Annotated in this window: 20 protein-coding genes and 2 riboswitches; of the genes, 14 read left to right on the top strand and 6 right to left on the bottom strand. The window is 33.2% G+C overall.

The genetic code is table 11. The features are described from left to right. Window positions 1-30: 30 nt before the first annotated feature. From RH915_RS08235 to RH915_RS08215, 5 genes are all read left to right on the top strand, one after another. Window positions 31-1,038, top strand: coding sequence for a hypothetical protein (locus RH915_RS08235; protein ID WP_310479236.1), 1,008 nt, complete (start codon window positions 31-33; stop codon window positions 1,036-1,038). 113 nt (window positions 1,039-1,151) lie between these two features. Further along, window positions 1,152-2,111: a DUF4236 domain-containing protein gene (locus RH915_RS08230; RefSeq protein WP_310479235.1), complete on the top strand. Its 960-nt coding sequence runs from the start codon at window positions 1,152-1,154 to the stop codon at window positions 2,109-2,111. A gap of 157 nt (window positions 2,112-2,268) precedes the next feature. Beyond that, window positions 2,269-2,946 (top strand): DUF421 domain-containing protein, encoded by a 678-nt coding sequence (locus RH915_RS08225; RefSeq protein WP_310479234.1) that lies wholly within the window; start codon window positions 2,269-2,271, stop codon window positions 2,944-2,946. 17 nt (window positions 2,947-2,963) lie between these two features. Further along, window positions 2,964-3,344: a DUF4363 family protein gene (locus RH915_RS08220; protein WP_310479232.1), complete on the top strand. Its 381-nt coding sequence runs from the start codon at window positions 2,964-2,966 to the stop codon at window positions 3,342-3,344. 42 nt (window positions 3,345-3,386) lie between these two features. Continuing rightward, on the top strand, window positions 3,387-3,884 hold the full coding sequence (locus RH915_RS08215; RefSeq protein WP_310479231.1) for a GNAT family N-acetyltransferase: 498 nt from the start codon (window positions 3,387-3,389) through the stop codon (window positions 3,882-3,884). 31 nt (window positions 3,885-3,915) lie between these two features. Here the strand turns inward: RH915_RS08215 and RH915_RS08210 are convergent, their stop codons facing one another. After that, the gene (locus tag RH915_RS08210) at window positions 3,916-5,106 is read right to left on the bottom strand and encodes an FprA family A-type flavoprotein (protein ID WP_310479229.1); all 1,191 of its coding nucleotides are present in this window, start codon (window positions 5,104-5,106) and stop codon (window positions 3,916-3,918) included. A 289-nt stretch (window positions 5,107-5,395) separates the two neighbouring features. Here RH915_RS08210 and RH915_RS08205 point away from each other — a divergent pair, with 289 nt between their 5' ends. Further along, the gene (locus tag RH915_RS08205; RefSeq protein ID WP_310479227.1) at window positions 5,396-5,584 is read left to right on the top strand and encodes an H-type small acid-soluble spore protein; all 189 of its coding nucleotides are present in this window, start codon (window positions 5,396-5,398) and stop codon (window positions 5,582-5,584) included. Between the two features lie 35 nt (window positions 5,585-5,619). On the opposite strand, the gene RH915_RS08200 is transcribed toward RH915_RS08205, so the two are convergent. Beyond that, a complete protein-coding gene (locus tag RH915_RS08200; protein WP_310479226.1) occupies window positions 5,620-6,258 on the bottom strand; it encodes a uracil-DNA glycosylase family protein in 639 nt (212 codons plus the stop codon). Between the two features lie 109 nt (window positions 6,259-6,367). Further along, on the bottom strand, window positions 6,368-8,395 hold the full coding sequence (locus RH915_RS08195) for a penicillin-binding transpeptidase domain-containing protein (RefSeq protein WP_310479225.1): 2,028 nt from the start codon (window positions 8,393-8,395) through the stop codon (window positions 6,368-6,370). Window positions 8,396-8,663: 268 nt separating this feature from the next. Here RH915_RS08195 and RH915_RS08190 point away from each other — a divergent pair, with 268 nt between their 5' ends. Beyond that, the gene (locus RH915_RS08190) at window positions 8,664-9,206 is read left to right on the top strand and encodes a peroxiredoxin (RefSeq protein ID WP_310479224.1); all 543 of its coding nucleotides are present in this window, start codon (window positions 8,664-8,666) and stop codon (window positions 9,204-9,206) included. A 68-nt stretch (window positions 9,207-9,274) separates the two neighbouring features. Here RH915_RS08190 and RH915_RS08185 read toward each other — a convergent pair whose 3' ends face one another. From RH915_RS08185 to ytaF, 3 genes are all read right to left on the bottom strand, one after another. Further along, complete coding sequence (locus tag RH915_RS08185; protein ID WP_310479222.1) at window positions 9,275-9,859, bottom strand: flavodoxin family protein; 585 nt, start codon at window positions 9,857-9,859, stop codon at window positions 9,275-9,277. Window positions 9,860-9,935: 76 nt separating this feature from the next. After that, window positions 9,936-10,748: a folate family ECF transporter S component gene (locus RH915_RS08180; protein ID WP_310479220.1), complete on the bottom strand. Its 813-nt coding sequence runs from the start codon at window positions 10,746-10,748 to the stop codon at window positions 9,936-9,938. Between the two features lie 76 nt (window positions 10,749-10,824). Then, a riboswitch (THF riboswitch) is annotated at window positions 10,825-10,924 on the bottom strand. Between the two features lie 222 nt (window positions 10,925-11,146). After that, window positions 11,147-11,782, bottom strand: coding sequence for a sporulation membrane protein YtaF (gene ytaF, locus RH915_RS08175; RefSeq protein ID WP_310479218.1), 636 nt, complete (start codon window positions 11,780-11,782; stop codon window positions 11,147-11,149). Between the two features lie 124 nt (window positions 11,783-11,906). Here ytaF and RH915_RS08170 point away from each other — a divergent pair, with 124 nt between their 5' ends. From RH915_RS08170 to RH915_RS08140, 7 genes are all read left to right on the top strand, one after another. Next, window positions 11,907-12,830: a DMT family transporter gene (locus tag RH915_RS08170; protein WP_310479217.1), complete on the top strand. Its 924-nt coding sequence runs from the start codon at window positions 11,907-11,909 to the stop codon at window positions 12,828-12,830. Window positions 12,831-12,890: 60 nt separating this feature from the next. Next, window positions 12,891-13,015, top strand: a riboswitch (FMN riboswitch). A gap of 137 nt (window positions 13,016-13,152) precedes the next feature. Beyond that, window positions 13,153-14,274, top strand: a complete 1,122-nt coding sequence (gene ribD, locus RH915_RS08165; protein WP_310479216.1) for a bifunctional diaminohydroxyphosphoribosylaminopyrimidine deaminase/5-amino-6-(5-phosphoribosylamino)uracil reductase RibD — start codon at window positions 13,153-13,155, stop codon at window positions 14,272-14,274. After that, the gene (gene ribE / locus RH915_RS08160; protein WP_310479213.1) at window positions 14,259-14,918 is read left to right on the top strand and encodes a riboflavin synthase; all 660 of its coding nucleotides are present in this window, start codon (window positions 14,259-14,261) and stop codon (window positions 14,916-14,918) included. The genes ribD and ribE overlap by 16 nt, the downstream gene beginning before the upstream one ends. Window positions 14,919-14,934: 16 nt before the next feature. Further along, window positions 14,935-16,149, top strand: coding sequence for a bifunctional 3,4-dihydroxy-2-butanone-4-phosphate synthase/GTP cyclohydrolase II (locus RH915_RS08155; RefSeq protein WP_310479211.1), 1,215 nt, complete (start codon window positions 14,935-14,937; stop codon window positions 16,147-16,149). Between the two features lies 1 nt (window position 16,150). After that, window positions 16,151-16,612: a 6,7-dimethyl-8-ribityllumazine synthase gene (gene ribH, locus RH915_RS08150; RefSeq protein ID WP_310479209.1), complete on the top strand. Its 462-nt coding sequence runs from the start codon at window positions 16,151-16,153 to the stop codon at window positions 16,610-16,612. Window positions 16,613-16,905: 293 nt separating this feature from the next. Continuing rightward, entirely contained in the window at window positions 16,906-18,369 is a 1,464-nt protein-coding gene (locus tag RH915_RS08145) for a DUF1576 domain-containing protein (RefSeq protein WP_310479208.1), read from the top strand. Then, entirely contained in the window at window positions 18,366-18,704 is a 339-nt protein-coding gene (locus RH915_RS08140; protein ID WP_310479206.1) for a hypothetical protein, read from the top strand. The genes RH915_RS08145 and RH915_RS08140 overlap by 4 nt, the downstream gene beginning before the upstream one ends. The last annotated feature ends 515 nt before the right edge of the window (window positions 18,705-19,219 follow it).

Below are 19,219 nucleotides of genomic sequence, written 5' to 3'. Positions count from 1 at the left end.
ATGGAGTTATTATAAAAAAGGGGGAAAAACGTGATCGTATTGCTTGGCAAGAGAAAATTAGTGGTGATTGTGATTGTATTATTAATATGCTTAGGGTTTATAGGGTTAATATTTTTGACGAATAGAGGAAACGGGCAAGAAACTATAATGATGGGGACTCATATCTTAGAACAAGATTTAAGTATTTTTGACCAAGATACAACTGTTAATCAAACTAATAACAAAAATAAAAATAGAAGAAGCGTTAAAAGTGATGAGCAATATTTCAGACCATCTAAACGGCCTAGTATAAATCAGAACTTTAATAGTCATTTTTTTGACACTTACGCTGAAAAAAAGCCTTCTGATTTTGAAATCCCAACAGAATTACTTAAAACACCAGAGGAGACTATTGTAAATTATTTCAGTGTATTAAGAGAGGGAGAAAATTTAACAACAGAACAGAGCGGTGGTTGTGGTACTGTAGGGCAGTCAAAAATTCCTTATCCAGTTGCTTATAATTTCTTTACCAATGGTTATCAAAAAGAAGTGAGTTATGAAACATACTTAGGGTCATTTAAGGGTATAGGACATATTAATTTATTAAAAGTAAAAGAAGTGCCGTCGAAGAAACAAAATAAGTATTTTATTGAGTTTGAAACCATAGAGGGTTCATCAAAGGGAGGAACTTACTTTGGTTATTACTTTGGGTTTGTATATTTAGATAACCAAGGAAAAACATATAAAATAAGTGAAAAAGAATTGTATAGTCAAGACTTCTTATGTGCTGCATATCATGGTTGGGAGCATCATGCTGAAGCCTATGTTGATATAAAGTATGGTGGATGGTGTAATTTAATTGAAAAAAGATATGCAACAATTGAAGATGACTTTGTTAAAAAGGTTCCTTTTAAAGGGGTAGATGGCAATGACTATATGATTATGTTTTTTGAACTGACAAATGGTACGGATATAGAAATTGCTCAATACAAAAGAAATAATGAAGATAAGTGGATACAAGTTATGTTAAGCCCGGAAAAATGTTTAAGTACAGATTAGATTTTAAAAAGAGAGCATCATAAAGCATTAAATCATCTCATGACAAACAATATCAATTTACGACAGCTTATTTATGTTATAATGGTTCCAACATAATATCGGGAGGGCTAAAAGTGGGACTAAGATTAAGAAAGAGTATAAACATGGGAAAGGGAATGCGATTAAATTTAAGCAAACGAGGTGTTGGTGTTAGTGCAGGTGTAAAAGGATTTAGAGTTGGTGTTGGACCTAGAGGGATCAGAAAGACAACTTCAATACCAGGCACTGGAATTTCCCACGTTACGGAACATAAGCTAAGCACCAAATCACCCACCTCTTCAGCTAAATCAAATGTACAAAACAAAAGAACATATTATAAAAATCAAGATATAAAAGGGTACGGATGGTTCTGGGGAATGATACTAGGAGGTATTATATCTCTTGCTAATCCTCCAGCAGGTCTACCCTTAGTATTGGCAAGTGCCTTCATGTTTCTAAAAACAAGTAAAAAGCCAGAAGCGAAGTCAGCGTTAGCTTTTAATAAAGGAGTAAAGTCTCTTAACAATGGGAATTACGCAGATGCAATTCAATTTCTTGAACAGGCTGTTAATTATAATGAAAACAATTATGAAGCACATGATCTACTGGCTAAATTATACTTTGATAAAACAGCTAATTACAAAAAAGCGCTTTTTCATGCTAAAAAAATGTTATTAATAAAGCCTTACAATATAGAGATGTTATTTTTGGTAGGAAAATGTTATTTTGAATTAAAAGAGTACGACTTGTCAATTGAATCATTACAGAATATGCCGAAAGAAGGGTTTTTGTATGAAAAAGAAAAGACACTTTTACTAGGTAGATGTTTTTTTAAGAAAGAGATATATGAACTTGCAGTAGAACAATTCAAACTAGGCCCAGTGAACAAAAGAACCATAACTGATGAAGTACTGGAGGCTAAATATTGGCTAGGAATGACCTATTATAAATTAGGTGACAAAAAAAGAGCAAAAAGTCAATTAGCGAAAGTTTATTCAACAGACATAAATTATAGAGATATTAAAGAAGTTGCAGAGGATTTAGAATTTATATAAAAATAAAAGTGGAATGTATTTGCAGTTCCTTAACAAAAAAGACTTGTATTAAATGACAAGTCTTTTTTTATTGCATGATACTTATAGATAAATGCCATAATACATACTAGAATTGAAAGTCATGGAAATTTAACAATAAATAGGTGGGATTTTTAAAATGATGACTGTTTTTATAAGATCATTAATTTTATATGGTTTAGTAGTTGTTGTTATGAGAATGATGGGAAAAAGACAGATTGCACAAATGCAACCCTTTGAGTTAGTAATTGCTATTATGATTGCAGATCTAGCTGCAACTCCCATGGAAAATACAGGCGTACCACTAATTAATGGTGTTATACCAATACTAACGTTACTATCAGTACAAGTTATTGTTTCTTTTATTTCAATAAAAAGTGAAGCCGTAAGAGAAGTAATTTGCGGTAAACCAAGTATATTAATTAACAAAGGACAACTGGTTCAGTCAGAGTTAAGAAGGTTAAGAATTAATATGAATGATTTATTAGAACAGTTACGTGGAAAAGATTATCCCAATTTAAGTGATGTTGATTATGCAATCCTAGAAACGAATGGAGAAATTAGTATTATTCCAAAAGTAAATAAACGGAATATTATCGTAGAGGATATGAATATAAAAGTAAAAGACGAAGAACTGCCAATTACTTTAATTGTTGACGGGAATGTACTTTATTCAAATCTCGAAAAAAGTGGGAGAGACACGCAGTGGCTAGAAAGGGAGCTTAAAAAACAAAGTATCCAGGATGTAAAAAAAGCTTTTTTTGCTTTTCTATCATCTGATGGAAAGTTTTATGCGCAAAAAAAAGAACTGTCATAGTAATGGAGGATTAATTTATGAAGGTTGTTATTGCTACAATAGTCATTCTTGCATTATTTTTTGTTGGGACATTTTATATAGGCCAATATGTACAAAATGCTTCTGAAGAAATTCTAAACAGTGCACAAAAAATTGATCGGGCAATTCAACAAGAACGTTGGGAAGAAGCAGCAGCGTACATAGAAGACCTAAATGTAAAATGGAGCGACATAAAAAAACGATGGTTGCTATTTATGGAGCACTATGAGATAGATATTGTGGATACAACAATTGCAAAATTAGAAAGATACGTTGAATTAGAGGAATTAGCATTGTCTACAGGAGAAGTTGTAAACTTAGAACAGGCGATTGATCACATTGTTAAAAAAGGGTCCTTAGAATTATCAAATATATTATAATTTATGTTATAATACAGTGAAACTAATTCAAAGGAGCATCGTATGAAATTACAATTAGAACATTTTAAACATAAAGATTGGCATCAAGTTAGGGAAATTTTTATACAAGGAATAAAAACAGGAAACGCAACTTATACGAAGGAACCCCCTACACTAGAGCAATGGCAAGATACCTATATTAAAGATAGTCAGATCGTTGCTAAGTTAGAAGGACAAGTCCTAGGTTGGGCTGCACTAAAGCTTGTTTCCAATAGACCTGTATTTTCAGGAGTAGCAGAAGTTAGTATATATATAGCAGAAAACTATAGAGGGCATGGAGTTGGAAAAACATTATTGAAGAAGATTATAGAAATATCAGAAGAACAAGGGTTTTGGACGTTAGAAGCAAAAATATTCCCTGAAAATGAAAAAAGTTTGTCCCTACATAAAAAGTTTGGATTTGAAAAAGTAGGAATACGAAAAAAAATGGGACAAATGAATGGTATCTGGAGAGATATTGTTTTGTTAGAACGCAGAAGTCAAATTGTAGGAATAGATTAGACCTTTAGTCGTATAAGACTAAAGGTCTAATCTATTTTTTTACTATTTTACTGCCAAAATCCCTTCCAAAGTTAATACACGCTTCTATTGTTTCCTCAGAAGGGGAGAATTTCTTTCCTAAAGGTTCACAGGGTAGCTTAAAACCCATTTGTTTAAGAAGGCTATTTGCCATATTGAGGCCTTCACCACCCCAACCATAAGACCCAAAAACACCGGCTATTTTACCCATATTAGCCATTGGGTCTATTACTGAGAACACATCCCACATTGGTTTGACCATAGACTTATTAATAGTGGGGGAGCCAAATAGAACACCCTTAGAAGATAAAATTTTATCGTGAATATCTCTAATGTCTTCATGTTCTGCATCCATAAAAATAACATGGGCACCGACAGACTCTAAACCTTCTTTAATTTTAAGTGCCATTTTTTCTGTATTTCTATAGGCTGACAAATAAATTAAAGCAACTTGATTTTGATTTCTGGTAGCCATCTCTTCACTGGACCAATTGTAGTAATGCTTCATAATTTCATTAGATTTTTTTAATAAAAGAGGACCATGAGAAGTTAGAATTGTGTTAATAGAAAGATCTTTAATTTTTTTATGGGCACTTAAGTAATGAGAGGCAAAGGGTTTCATAATAGCATTATAATAATGTTTTAGGGATTCAATGTACTCAGCAGTCTCTATTACACTAGGATCTACCGAAGCATAGTGAGCACCAAAACAGTCACAGCTAAAAAGCGTCTCATCTGATTGACTATAAACAAACATAGTATCTGACCAGTGTAAGAATGGTGCCGTAATAAATGTTAATTCCCTACTACCGATATTTAGCGTTTCACCGTCTTTAATAACATGTACATTAAATGGTTGGTTTACCTGCTCTTGTAGAAAAATACTTGCTGCTTTTGTACAGTAAACTACTAAATCAGGGTTAATCTCTAATAAATACTTTAAAGACCCAGCATGATCAGGCTCCGTGTGATTAATAATAACATAATCTATTTCCTTAATATTAGTTAACTGCTCTAAATTATTTAAAAAAATGTTACTAAAACTGGACTTCACAGTATCTATAAGCACTTTTTTTTCGTCGTCTATAAAATAAGCGTTATATGTAGAACCATGGGGAGTTTTCATAATAATATCAAAAGTTTCTAGTTCTTTATCAAAAACCCCAGTCCAATATATTTTATTTTTAATTTCAAAGGGTTGCATTTTCATTCCTCCTCGTAAGTATTTAAAATTAATATACCCACATATATCCAATTGAAACAAAGGGAGTGTTTTAAGTAATTAAGTAGTTCGTATCAGTTTATTATGCTTATCTTTTATAATATAATTCCATCATTAAAAAGAAAACTAATAGAAGCGTTGACACTCAAGTAGCTAAGTAGTGATTAATTGGCATGCAACAACTTTCTAAAAATAAAGTAATAATATTAAGCTCCTGTGGAAAAATACTTAAAAAGAAAAGTTTAAATATTTAATATAGGAGTGAATAGTGATGGATATAAAAAGAGCTGAGGCAATCCTGCAATCACCGGAAGAAATAGAAGTAAAGTATGAAGGAAAGTCAGTTTGGTTAGAAAGTGTTAATCCAATAAACGCTATGGTAGAAATTACAAATCACAGAGGTGCTCAAGCAAAAAGAACTGTTCCAGTGGACGAGTTAAAAGAAATAGGATTTAATTAGATATAAAAAGAGAAAGCTAAAATAGCTTTCTCTTTTTATTTAATTTGTTTTTGACTAGGCTTTACAGGAATAAAGCAACGTGTGTAATCGTAAAAGCCCTCTAAAGTACGAATGTAGCTTTTATATAGATTTAATCCAGCGCTGTAAAAATTATTTGAACTTTGTGCTTCATTAGTAGATTTAGTATTTTCATTTTCAGGTACATTTTTAGGTATACTGTTTTGAACAAAATTAGCCAGTTCTTCCCAAATATCTTTATTCCAAAATCGATCAGCAGCAGATGCAGTAGAGGGAACTACAAAAACACTAGTATGGTCAATTGTCTCATTTTGAAGTCCATATTTAATTTTTTGTGTGTTAAAAAATTCTTTTGCGGTTTTCTTCCCATTAAAACAAAAAACTTTTGGTTTACAATCATTAATGTATTCTTTAAGTTCTTTCGTGCTGTAAGTGTTGCTATCATTTTTTTCTAAACCGACCATTTTTATTCCAAAATTGGTTAGTTCGTTTAAACGACTAAATTCTAGTCGTTCTGCCGTTAATCCTACGCTTTTAAGGACAGACCAAAATTTATTATTGTTGTTACTAAAATAGTGATTTCCCGGTGCTAGTTTTTCCTTTAAATCAGTTTCGCAGAAAAGGATCTTTATGTCTTTTGTCAGCTCATTTTCCAAAAGAAATACCCCCTTATCTCATATTACTAAACATTAGTTTAGTCTGGTTAACAATATTTTACCATATAAGTTTTAAAATGTCATATTTTTAAGCTCTTTGTTATTAATGCTAGTTGAGGTTTTTCCAAAAAGTATTCGCTAAATCAACGACATAGCTACTACCACCTTTTTTTTCTGCCTCTTGTGTCATAATAGTGGTTAATAAATCCTTTTTTTCATAGTCAAAGCTTACATACCATCCGAGTTGTTTTCCATTCTCTTCATTTAAATTTTCCTTTAGCTCCGCCGTACCTGTTTTTCCAGCAAGGTTACGATTATGACCGATTTCTGATCTGTATGCAGTACCGTTATTATCTTCGACAACAGCAATTAAAGCGTCAAGTACAGTGTTAATTGTTTCAGTAGAAGCGATACTTTCTTTTAAGTATTTTACATCCTCATTTAAAAGAAGTGTAGGTTGGATTATACTTCCTTCATTTAAAAAGATAGAATACATTGTAGTTATGTGAACAGGAGATACCTGAACTTGTCCTTGACCGTATCCTGTATCAGCTAATAAAACCTCTGAATTTAGCCCAGTGTTTGACATGCTAGAAGTGTATACAGGAAATTCAAAGGGTAATGTTTCTCCAAATCCAAAAATTTCTGCCCACTTTTCTACATTCGATGCACCTAGCTCAAGGGCTTGTTTAGCAAAATAGATGTTATCAGAGTATAGCATTGCTTTGTTTAAATTTATTTCATTTACCGAATTATTTACTCTCGTTATATGATAATCTCCCCAACTTTCATCTGGTTGCCATCTACGGTCATTAATGCTTATTATTTCTTCAGGGACTAATGTGTTTTCCTCAATGGCCATAACAGCAGTAAAGGGTTTGAAAATTGAGCCCGGCGAGTAAGTATTTTGAAAGCGTCTTTCGAAAAATATAGAAGTATCATCTAGTTCAACTGCTCTAGGGTCAGGTAAACCTAAATAGCGTAAGTTAAGATCGTAGGCTGGTTCACTTACTAAAGCAAGTACTTCCCCAGAAGTTGGATTCATAACTACACCTGCAGCCAATTCATCTTTTAAGGTGTTTGATAAGGTTTGTTGAATATTAATATCTATACTTAAGTAAATATCTTCTCCAGGGACTGCAGGTTTTTCAGCAATAACTTGGTCATTTTCACCATTTACTGATATTACAGCGCCAGAAGACCCTCTAAGTTGATCCTCATAAACAAGCTCTAAGTTGTTTTTTCCTATCATGGATGAACTGCTATAACCTTTTTCTCGGTGTTCATTAAGTTCTTCAGCTGTGATCAAACCTATGTGACCAATCAAATGGCCTGTAATACTACCATAAGGGTATTTACGACCAGATACTTGATTTAAAAGTACACCATCTATGGAAAGCAGTTCATTTATTCTAGGATTATTTAAAGCAATTTTTTGAATTGGTGCTGCCCATTCAGGTCGATTAGGGTATTGATTTGCTAAACTTATGACTCTATCTTCATCTAAGTTTAGAACTTTTGCAAAATCCTTAGCTGACTGCTCTAAATCCTCCGTTGCATCAGGAACAATAGAAGCTTGGTATACAAGGTCATTAATTGCTAAACCTTCACCATTACGGTCATAAATTTCTCCACGATCTGGTTGAAGTATCTTAATGTTAACAGTATCAGTTGGGGACTTCAGTCCTTTTAGTAACATAGACGGGTGCCATACAACTTTCCAATTATACTCATTTTCAGACTCGAATTCTTTAATTAAAACGATTTCTAAGCTATATGAAATTGGACCAGCTAATGAATCCATTTCAATATGTACTGGATAAGCTATTTCATTAATTTCACTTAAATCAATATTTTCTTCTTTAAAATCAATTGGTTCATAATCAATAGTAATTTCTTCAATTCCTAAATCATTATAAATTCTGCCATATCTTTCTGTGAAAGACCACTCTTGGTTATCGAGTGTGTCTAATGATGCTTCATTTAACAATGATAACATGTCATCGTAGTTATGATTAGACCAGCTGTCTATATACTGACTTAAGCTTTCCTCAGGATTTTTACTATCAGAGGAACAACCAACTAAAGTAATGATGAAACTAATAAATACGAGTAACAGTAACTTATTTCTTTTCATTTTACAAACCTCCTATTAACATACGCTGCTATTTAACAGTATTCTTTTCAAAAGTACATATTCCTCTTAAAGTTAAAAGGAAATTTATAAAGCATTAAATGAATAATTTAATATCCAGTGGGTAAAATAGAAATGTTATAGAGAAAATACCAAAACAATAATGAAAAAAATTATCAAATAATAAAAATTATTGTTTAAAGTCATTTTTTATGGATATATATATACTAACAAAAATAAAAAATTAAAAATGTAGGAGGTAATTTGAAAAATGCAAAGAATGGTAGGAGTAGAAGCACCACATTTTGAAATGAAAACAGTTGATGGTGCTGGTGAAAATTTTGGTAAAGTATCACTAAACGATTATAAAGGAAAATGGTTAGTAATGTTCTTTTGGCCATTAGACTTCACATTTGTTTGTCCAACGGAGATTACTGGATTTAACAGAAAAATAGATGAGTTCAAAAAAATGGGTGCAGAAGTGCTGGGAGTAAGTACAGATAGTGAGCATTCACACAAAGCTTGGATTAATACTGCCCCAGATCAAGGTGGATTAGGTCAGCTAGAATTCCCATTAGCTTCTGATATGACTCAAAAAGTAGCAAGAGATTATGGTGTTCTTGTAGAAGAAGAAGGAATTGCACTTAGAGGATTGTTTATAATTGATCCAAACGGTGTACTAAAATATTCAGTAGTACATGATTTAAATGTAGGTAGAAGTGTAGATGAAACATTAAGGGTTTTACAAGGACTACAGTCCGGTGGACTTTGCCCAATAGATTGGCAACCAGGAGATGCTCCCCTCAATGTATAAACATTGTTAATATAGACACATTGTCAGAATCCCCTGACCCCTTTAAAAAGCTGAGATACTATAGTATCTCAGCTTTTTAATTGTTTTAATATATTTTGTCCTATTGCATAAGCTTCATCTAGATTTTGATCATTTACCGATTGGTTGTCAACATTAGCTACAAACAAATTTTCAACGTATTCACAGTTTATAGACTTAAAGAACAAGTCCATAACAGGTATTGCAGCACTGAAAAGCTCACTACTATAAGGCATACCAGCGGTAGAAATAAAGTAGCCTATACGTTTTTTATTTTGATTAATCATAGAATTTTTTAACACATATTTACTAGACCATATTGCCTGACAACGGTCAATAATGGCTTTGAGTTGTGCACTAACACTATTGAAATAAAGTGGTGAAGCTATAATAACAATATCAGCTTCATTGAATTTTTGATAAATCTCTGTCATGTCATCCTTAAACACACAACCTAATTTACGTGTACAACCGTCACAAGCAATACAAGGTTTAATATTTAAATCATAAGCATGATATTTATCAATGTGCATTTCTTCTTCATTGGTTGTTAATCCCTTTAAAATATGTGAAAGTAACAAATCATTATTTTTGTTTTTTCTTGGACTGCCTACAATAGCTACTACTTTGACCATGAGAAAACTCCTTTTGAGTAATTTGATTAAGAAAAGCTACTATATATCATCATATATAGTAGCTTTTGTAATACATTTATAAAACATTTATAAATGTCATTAATTCTTCATAAAAGTATAAGAAAATAACAAATAAATGTAAGACTGAAACTTTTAAGCTAAAGTTAAATAACTTTGAACCAAAGATAGCCCTTTCTTTTTCAGTACTTCTTTTCGAAGCATGTCCAAAATACAGACCGATAAAAGGTAAAATAAAAGATGTTACATATAGCATATCTCTTTTTGAAGTAGAGTGATCTACTTCAAAGGTAAATACATTAGTATTACTAAAACTTTTAATTAATACACAGATCATGATTGTATTAATTACTGTAAGAATAATACTAGCCAATATTCTAGTTGGTAAGAGCACAATAAAAGCTTGATCAAATAAGTGGGTTAGCCAGTAGGTATTTAAACCTAATGAAACAATAATCATAATCAACAAATTTGATAAAATGACATTAAAGTATGTCAGTTTTTTTCGACTGAACATCACTACGATTCCTGGTATCATGCCTGTAAGTACGTTACTTAAAGTAAAACCAGGATGAAATGCACTACCGTGGGAATTAATCATAAATCCCAAAATATCACTAACAAAACCAACCATAGCACCAACCCCAGGTCCAAGAAGCATACCCGATAAAGCTAGAGGCATGTTACCAAAGCTTAAGCGAATTGTTCCTCCGGCTAGCATAATTGCACCAATACGTGTTAAAACAATATTAAGTGCCACTAAAAAAGAAGCAACTACTAAAGTTTTTGTAGATAGGCGATTATGCGCCAAAACTTGTTCTTTAGTCAACCTATAATTCGGTTGCGTTACAGATTGTTGAGAGTTACCCATATTTACACCTCCTTTCTTCTCATGTAGACATAGAACACTACACGCAGAAGAAAATCAGTTAGATATCTCTCCGTGAAGCAGCGGACGCAACACTACATCGCAAATGTAATCCTACATTTTTCGTTTGGGAGCAACTTCCCATCTCCCAACACTTAACGCATAGTGCCTACTCTGCCTACACCTTTATCATACAAGGATTATTGCTCATTGTCAAGCATATATACGACATTTTTCGAATATTTCGACAAGCAAATTAAAAATGCAATGATCAGCTGCTTTAAGTCTATAACTAACCGTTAGTCATCTCTAATTTCCCATTGTGTTGCAAATATGTTTTAAACAAAAACATAGAAACGGCACTAGTTAGAACTAGGCCGTTAAAAATAAAAAAATTTATTTTACATAAGTCGAATAATTGCCAATAAAATTAATATACACCCAGGAATAAATGCGGTCTTTTCTTTAAACTTATCAGCAATAAATTTTTTACCAAGATGAATTCCTGAAAGTAAAAATATGATATTAATAATACCCACTAGTGTGAGGGTAAATATAATTATTGGTAAAGAAGTGAGCGCTACAGCCACACCTACAGCTAAAGAGTCTATTGCAAGAGCAATACCTAGAAAGACTGCTTCCTTTGTATCGATAATTCCTGATATATCAAGATCAGCCCGAGAAGGGTCCCTTAATACATTTATACCAATACCTAATGAATCAATGCTAATCATTGCTATTGGGGTGGATTGGGAAACTTTATGTGGAGGATATTTATAATTTAACCAGCCTTGAATTAGTAGATAAGATCCCATGGTAAATAGAATACAAGCGCCGATAATCTGAGTCCATATTTCCGGGACAAATTTAAGCAGCATATTTCCAGCAAAAAAGCCTAAGGCTAGAAAACTGACTGAAAGGAAATCAAGGATAATTAACGAGAGGATGGGAACCTTAATTTTTTTCACACCATAAGCCACACCAACACTCAAACTATCTATACTGATTGCGATTGCAATTAAAATACCTTCTATCATAAAATCCCCTCCTAAGGATACTGTTCAATTCCATATTATGTAGGAATGATAAAGGCGTGCTATTTACAAAAATATTTTTAGAAAATATAATGGAATGAATATGTGTAAGAAAGAAGGAATCTAAATGAATATTAATAAGAAAGAAAAAGTATTGTCGACACTAGCAATTTTACTAACTGTTTTTTTCTGGGGGATATCTACATCAAGTAGTAAGATAGCCATTGCCGAAGTGCCTCCATCAACGTTAGCTTTATTAAGGTTTACCATTGCATCAATTATTTTATTTACTATAAAAAAAGCTAAATATAAAAAAGAAAAGTTGAAAAGAGGAGATATACTCCCCGCAATGCTATGTGGATTGGTAGGCGTAACAATTTATTTCAATTTTGAGAATTATGGGGTTAGTTTGATAAGTGCTGCAAACGCAACGATTTTATTAGCTGCTGTTCCTTTATTCACCATTATCTTAGAAAGAATTGTTTTCAAAACGCCTATTGGCCTACAAAAAGGATTAGGAATATGTCTTTCTATACTAGGGGTGTCTTTTGTAATTAGGAACTCTTTATCAATAAATACAAATATGCAAGAGATAATAGGCTCACTTTTATTAATTGGAGCAGCTTTAAGTTGGGCTAGTTATTCAATTTTAAGTAAAAAATTAGATGGTAAATATCCAACAGTATTCTTGACTTTTTATCAAAATTTATTTGGCGCCATATTTTTGATCCCATTTTCCTTGGTGGAACATAGTAGGTGGCAGCCAATTTCACCGTCAACATGGATACATATCTTGTATTTAGGTGCTATTTGCTCGGCATTATGTTATTTTCTCTATCTATTTGCATTAAAAAATTTAGGGGCATCCTCAACCAATGTATACATAAATCTAATGCCTTTTGTTGGGGTGTTTGCTGCTAATATTATGTTAGGAGAACAATTATATCCGTTACAGCTATTAGGAGGAATAACAATAGTAATCGGTGTGTATATCGTAAATGCAGAAAAATCAATTTTAGTGAATAAGGTTGCAAAGCCGAGGGAAAGTTAAAATAAAAAAGCTTGTAATTGAATTTATGGTGTGCTAATATACGATTAACAAATAAATAACAATGTCCTTCAGGGCGGGGTGAGATTCCCCACCGGCGGTAACGTATAGCGAAGCCCGCGAGCCATTATGGTTGATCTGGTGTGATTCCAGAGCCGACAGTATAGTCTGGATGAAAGAAGGTAGCAGGAATTTACAATAGGTATATTGTAGGTAAAATTTCCGCAAATGTGTTATGTAATTTTACAAAACATGCCCTGAATTTATTAAATTCAGGGCATTTATTTTTTTAGAAAAATTAAAGTCCGTTTACAGGAGGTGTAAAATGGATAAAAAGTATATGGAGAGAGCATTACAACTAGCTGAAAAAGGTTGGGGTAAAACAAGGCCAAACCCATTAGTAGGTGCGGTGGTTGTAAGAGACGATAAAATTCTAGCTGAAGGATATCATCGCTACTATGGTGGCAATCATGCCGAAGTAGATGCTTTGGAACAAATAAATTATGATGCAAAAGGAGCAACAATATATGTCACCCTTGAACCCTGCTCTCATTATGGCAAGACACCACCGTGTGTGGAAGCGATTATTAAAAGTAAGATAGAAAAAGTAGTTGTTGCCTTAGAAGACCCAAATCCTTTGGTGGCAGGGCGTGGAATCAGCATTCTAAGAGAACATGGCATACAGGTTGTAACCGGTGTTATGGAAAAAGAAGCAAAGTTATTAAATGAAATTTTTATAAAATACATAACAACAAATCGACCTTTTTGTATTTTGAAAACCGCAATGACCTTAGATGGTAAAATTGCAACAAAGCAAAAAAACTCGAAGTGGATTACTGGAGAAGCATCTAGAGCATACGTTCATCACATTAGGAATAGAGTGTCTGGAATTATGGTAGGAGTAACTACAGTCAATGAAGATAATCCAAAACTGAATACACGGATTCCGGGAGTTGAAGTAAATCATCCAACGAGAATAATTGTTGATGATAAAGCATTAAGGATTTCACTGGATTCCTATGTTGTTCAAACTGCTAAAGAACAAAAAACAATTGTTGTAACAACAGAGCAAGCTTCTAAAACAAAGGTAGATGCATTGATTAACTACGGCGTTGATGTGGTATTAACAAAAGAGAAATATGGACTAGTTGACTTAAATGATTTGATGACTATACTGGGTGAAAAAAAGATTGATAGTATTCTTCTAGAAGGTGGAGGCACATTAAACTACTCTGCTCTGGAGTCTAATGTTGTAGATAAGGTCATATCCTTTATTGCCCCTAAAATTGTAGGGGGGAGAGAGGCTATTACTCCTGTAGAAGGGGATGGACTCTCAAAAGTAGACGAGGCCTTTTTAATTGAGGACGTATCCTTACAAACAATAGAGAAGGATATTCTTATAGAAGGTTATGTAAGAAAGGAAGATAACAAATGTTTACAGGAATAGTTGAAGAGATTGGGCGAGTTAAACAGATTCATCGGAGTGGGGATGGATCAAGTATGATAATTGAAGCAACAGAAGTTTTAAAAGATGTAAAACTAGGGGATAGTATTGCTACAAATGGTGTATGTTTAACCGTTAATAGATTTGAAACAAATTCATTTCAAGTCGATGTTATGGCTGAAACTATTAGGAATAGTAATTTAAAAGATTTGAAGCAAGGCAGTTTGGTTAACTTAGAAAGGGCTGTGGCTGTAGGTGATCGATTAGGAGGCCATATTGTAAGTGGTCATATAGATGGGGTAGGAATGATTAGTCAATTTGAAAAAGAAGACAATGCCACATGGATAACAATTAGTGCGGCACCAGAGTTATTAAAGTACATTGTTTTAAGAGGATCAATCGCTGTGGACGGGGTCAGTTTAACTGTGGCGTATGTCGATCATGAGTGTTTTAAAATATCAATGATACCTCATACAAAAGATGAAACAATATTAATTAACAAAAAAATCGGGGACCTTGTTAATTTAGAGTGCGATATGATAGCCAAATATATTGAAAAAATGGTCAACATAACGAAGATGGAATCAAAACCTGAGAAAAAAGATATTAGTATGGATTTCCTAAAACAAAGTGGATTTTTATCCTAATTTAAGGAGGGCGAATATGGGTTTTAAATTTAATACAATTGAAGAAGCAATTGAAGATATTAGACAAGGTAAGATTATTGTTGTTGTTGACGATGAAGATAGAGAAAACGAAGGAGATCTTGTTGCAGCAGCAGAGCTAATCACACCAGAAATGGTCAACTTTATGGCGAAGTATGGTAGAGGGCTTATCTGTTTACCTATGGTTGAAGAACAAGTTAAACAAATAGACTTACCCCAAATGGTAACCAATAATACGGATAACTACACCACTGCTTTTACAGTATCCATAGATGCAGTAGAAACAACCACCGGAATATCAGCCCATGAAAGGGCTCTAACAATTAAAAAAGCCGTTTCAAAAGAAGCTAAACCTGAAGATTTTAAAAAGCCAGGACACATATTCCCATTGTTAGCTAAAGAGGGAGGCGTTTTGGTCCGGGCTGGGCACACTGAAGCTTCAGTGGATTTATCAAAAATGGCTGGATTACACCCTTCAGGTGTTATATGTGAAATAATGAATGAGGACGGTACCATGGCTAGAGTGCCACAACTGATGGAATTTGTTAAAGAGCATGATCTTAAAATAATTACAATAGCAGATATGATTGCTTATAGAAGAAAGCATGAACAGGTAGTTGAAAGGGTAACGGAAACAGCTATGCCAACAAAGCATGGTGACTTTAAAATAGTAGGATATGAAAATACAACCAACGGAGAACATCATGTAGCCTTAGTAAAAGGTGAAATTAATAAAGAGGAACCGGTTTTAGTAAGGGTGCATTCAGAATGTTTAACTGGAGACGCATTTGGTTCTTTGCGTTGTGACTGTGGCGACCAATTTGCTGCAGCAATGAAAAAAATAGAAGCGGAAGGTACGGGTATACTACTTTATATGAGACAGGAAGGAAGAGGTATTGGTCTGATCAACAAACTTAAAGCCTATGCCCTCCAAGATAAAGGGTATGACACAGTTGAAGCAAATCTAGAACTAGGATTTCCTGATGATATGAGAGACTACGGTGTTGGTGCACAAATTTTAAAAGATTTAGGTGTTAGGAAAATCAGATTAATGACAAATAACCCTAAAAAAATTGTTGGACTAGGTGGATATGACCTTGAGGTTGTAAATAGAGAGAAAATACAAATGAATCATAATGAAAGAAATCAATACTATTTAAAAACAAAAAAACAAAAACTAGGACATTTACTAGAATTCAAGGAGGAACAATAATATGAACGTATTTGAAGGGAAATTAGTCAGTGAAGGTATGAAATTCGGCATTGTAATTGGTAGATTTAATGAGTTTATAGGCTCAAAATTGTTAGATGGGGCAGTGGATGCCATCAAAAGACATGGGGGCTCTACAGACAACATAGATTTAGCATGGGTACCTGGGGCTTTTGAAATACCATTGACAGCTAAGAAAATGGTTAAATCAAATAAATACGATGCAGTTATTTGTTTAGGAGCCGTGATTAGAGGAGCCACACCACATTTTGAGTATGTGTCTAGCGAAGTAACAAAAGGGGTGGCATTGGTTGGCCTAGAGTCAGAAATACCTACTATTTTTGGAGTGCTAACAGTAGATACAATAGAGCAAGCCATAGAAAGAGCTGGAACAAAAGCAGGAAACAAAGGGTTTGAAGCAGCTGTAACTGCTATAGAAATGGCAAACCTATATAAAGAAATGTAAAAAATAAGTTATAAGGGAATGCGTATATATGCATTCCCTTATTTTATTATTGCAGAAGCATACTAACAAAAAAGTTATAAATAGGTAATACTATTTTAATATTTGACTTGTGATAAATATCACAAAGCTTTATAATAGTTTGGTAAAACGTTTTAATTATTATATTTTGCATTTGAATTGTACATTATAATCATTGGGTTACACCTTGCGATTTGTAATGTGTATAAAATGCTACACTACATATTGTGTAGACACTAGATAATGGGTATTGAATAAACAAGGAGGACAGTTGTATGAAGGATGAGAAAGATGTGGAAGTAGATTCACTAAGTGAAAATCATGAAAATGATTTGGTGCTAGAATCAAATGAGCAACAAGAAGTGAATGAAGTGGAGTCCGACAACGAAGAAAAGGAAGAATTAGATAATCAACCGGATGACCAACTGAATGAACAAAGTAATAAAGAAGATACGAAAGAAAGTGATGAAAATGAAGTGAAAGAAAAACTTTCACCGGTAAAAGATAGTACTAAATTTAATATAATGCTAGCATATTCTATTTTCTTTATGCTAACAGCATTTATTTTTAATAGTCCATCAGAGATCATAGAAGGTTTAAAAAATCTGACCATAGCCCAAAGTATTCTTGTAAGTGACTATATGGCTATTGGTAACGTAGGAGCCGCGCTATTTAACTGTGGACTTTTAATGTTGATCGCTACGCTAATTGTAAAAATAAATAAAGTAGAGTACAATGGTCCGATTATTGCCGCTATCTTTACAATTGGAGGATTCGCCCTATTTGGAAAAAATATTTATAATATTTGGGCAGTATTATTAGGGGTGTTAATTTATTCTAAACTTAAAAAAGAGACCTTTAGTAAATTTATTGTAGTAGCTCTATTTGGTACAGCCTTAGGCCCATTGATCAGTCAGATTACTTTCGGGTATGATATACCAATGGTGCCAGCAATTTTAGTAGCCAATGGTGCAGGGGTATTGGTAGGATTTGCTTTGCCTGCGTTAGGTGCTCACTTTGTAAAGTTTCACCAAGGTTTTAACTTATACAATATTGGTTTTACAGCTGGGATGGTTGGAACATTATCAATGGCAATATTACGAGCTTTCGGATTTAATCATGATACATTAGGGATTGCAGCAGAAGGGTATAACACAGTGTTAACGATATATCTTTCAATTATATTTGTTTCTATGCTTATTATCGGTCTTATATTTAACAACAAATCCTTTAAAGGTTATAAAGCGTTACTAGGGAGATCTGGTAGAGCAGTAACTGATTTTGTTATTCTAGATGGGTTTGGTTTAAGCTTTATTAATATGGGTATATTAGGTTTTATAACGATGATTTATATACTCCTTGTTGGTGGAGAACTAAATGGGCCGATAATTGGTGGTATCTTCACTATTATTGGATTTGGTGCCTTTGGAAAACACACAAAAAACATTCTACCTGTATTAATCGGTGTGTTTTTAGCAAGCAAGCTCTTTGTTTGGGATACCAATGCAATGGGGCCATTGCTAGCTGCACTATTTGGTACAACCTTAGCCCCTATAGCCGGGGAATTTGGATGGAAATTTGGTATGCTAGCAGGATTTATGCATATGGCTATGGTAATGAACGTAGGTTATCTACATGGAGGTATGAATCTTTACAACAACGGATTTTCAGGAGGTATGGTCGCTGCATTATTAATACCTGTAGTAGAAGCCTTTGTTAGAAAGGAAGAGTCGCTATGATAGATGAAAAAATCAAATCAATAAAAGTAGTAGATGAATTAATGAATCATTGTTACAAACTAGGTTTATCAAAAATGAATATTAATGTAGAAGTTATAGATAATGGGATTGATATTACCATATTGGGAGACTGCCATGGAATATCTAAGAAAGAGATAGAAACATTAAATGAATCTCTGAATGTCCCAAGACAAGAAGCAGTAGAAGACTATTACTGGGAGCTGTTAGGGGCTGGAGATCAGGATGAGTTAAATTTAGTTGGAATGGTAAGTGAAGATGGCCAAGCCAAATGTGATAATCAGCAACTAAAGATAAAAGTATTTATAAAGAAATAACCTATGAGTTAATGAGTAACGGTGGCGTAGTAAGATATGCTGCCGTTATTAATCTTATATTGATAAACATAAGATTGATGATCTTCTTATTATATCTATATAAGGAATAAAGTCAGCTACTATAAGAAACATTACATTTGTAAAAAAGTTAATATATAAAGTTAATATATAATGTATAGGAATTAAATAAATGGGTAAATTCCATAAATAGGGCATTAAATAATATTGACATAAATAAAATGAAGTGTTATTATAATATCTCACGCCACACGTTGGCGAGAAAGACAATATAGAGTTTTAAAAAAGATTTATAAAAAGTATTGACAAGATGATTTAAAAGTGTTATATTAGATAAGTCGCCGATAACGACAAATTACGACAGGCGACAGCAAGAAAAAAGCTTTGAAAAAACATTTTAAAAAAGATGTTGACAAAGCAAGCAAGAAATGATATATTAGATAAGTCGCCAATAAGCGGCGAGAAAAAAGGTCTTTGAAAACTAAACAGTATAGAAA

Source organism: Serpentinicella sp. ANB-PHB4, assembly GCF_031432315.1.
Classification (GTDB): Bacteria; Bacillota; Clostridia; order Peptostreptococcales; family Natronincolaceae; genus Serpentinicella.
Note: the sequence above shows the minus strand (reverse complement) of the source record. Positions and strands in the feature narration are given on the sequence as shown.

What these genes read in the sequence shown, in the direction of transcription:
- ribE (WP_310479213.1), top strand. Translation starts at nt 14,259, where the DNA reads ATGTTTACAGGAATAGTTGAAGAGATTGGGCGAGTTAAACAGATTCAT.
- RH915_RS08205 (WP_310479227.1), top strand. Translation starts at nt 5,396, where the DNA reads ATGGATATAAAAAGAGCTGAGGCAATCCTGCAATCACCGGAAGAAATA.
- RH915_RS08190 (WP_310479224.1), top strand. Translation starts at nt 8,664, where the DNA reads ATGCAAAGAATGGTAGGAGTAGAAGCACCACATTTTGAAATGAAAACA.
- RH915_RS08140 (WP_310479206.1), top strand. Translation starts at nt 18,366, where the DNA reads ATGATAGATGAAAAAATCAAATCAATAAAAGTAGTAGATGAATTAATG.
- RH915_RS08185 (WP_310479222.1), bottom strand. Translation starts at nt 9,859, where the DNA reads ATGGTCAAAGTAGTAGCTATTGTAGGCAGTCCAAGAAAAAACAAAAAT.
- ytaF (WP_310479218.1), bottom strand. Translation starts at nt 11,782, where the DNA reads ATGATAGAAGGTATTTTAATTGCAATCGCAATCAGTATAGATAGTTTG.
- ribD (WP_310479216.1), top strand. Translation starts at nt 13,153, where the DNA reads ATGGATAAAAAGTATATGGAGAGAGCATTACAACTAGCTGAAAAAGGT.
- RH915_RS08215 (WP_310479231.1), top strand. Translation starts at nt 3,387, where the DNA reads ATGAAATTACAATTAGAACATTTTAAACATAAAGATTGGCATCAAGTT.
- ribH (WP_310479209.1), top strand. Translation starts at nt 16,151, where the DNA reads ATGAACGTATTTGAAGGGAAATTAGTCAGTGAAGGTATGAAATTCGGC.
- RH915_RS08220 (WP_310479232.1), top strand. Translation starts at nt 2,964, where the DNA reads ATGAAGGTTGTTATTGCTACAATAGTCATTCTTGCATTATTTTTTGTT.
- RH915_RS08180 (WP_310479220.1), bottom strand. Translation starts at nt 10,748, where the DNA reads ATGGGTAACTCTCAACAATCTGTAACGCAACCGAATTATAGGTTGACT.
- RH915_RS08210 (WP_310479229.1), bottom strand. Translation starts at nt 5,106, where the DNA reads ATGCAACCCTTTGAAATTAAAAATAAAATATATTGGACTGGGGTTTTT.
- RH915_RS08225 (WP_310479234.1), top strand. Translation starts at nt 2,269, where the DNA reads ATGATGACTGTTTTTATAAGATCATTAATTTTATATGGTTTAGTAGTT.
- RH915_RS08155 (WP_310479211.1), top strand. Translation starts at nt 14,935, where the DNA reads ATGGGTTTTAAATTTAATACAATTGAAGAAGCAATTGAAGATATTAGA.
- RH915_RS08195 (WP_310479225.1), bottom strand. Translation starts at nt 8,395, where the DNA reads ATGAAAAGAAATAAGTTACTGTTACTCGTATTTATTAGTTTCATCATT.
- RH915_RS08170 (WP_310479217.1), top strand. Translation starts at nt 11,907, where the DNA reads ATGAATATTAATAAGAAAGAAAAAGTATTGTCGACACTAGCAATTTTA.
- RH915_RS08145 (WP_310479208.1), top strand. Translation starts at nt 16,906, where the DNA reads ATGAAGGATGAGAAAGATGTGGAAGTAGATTCACTAAGTGAAAATCAT.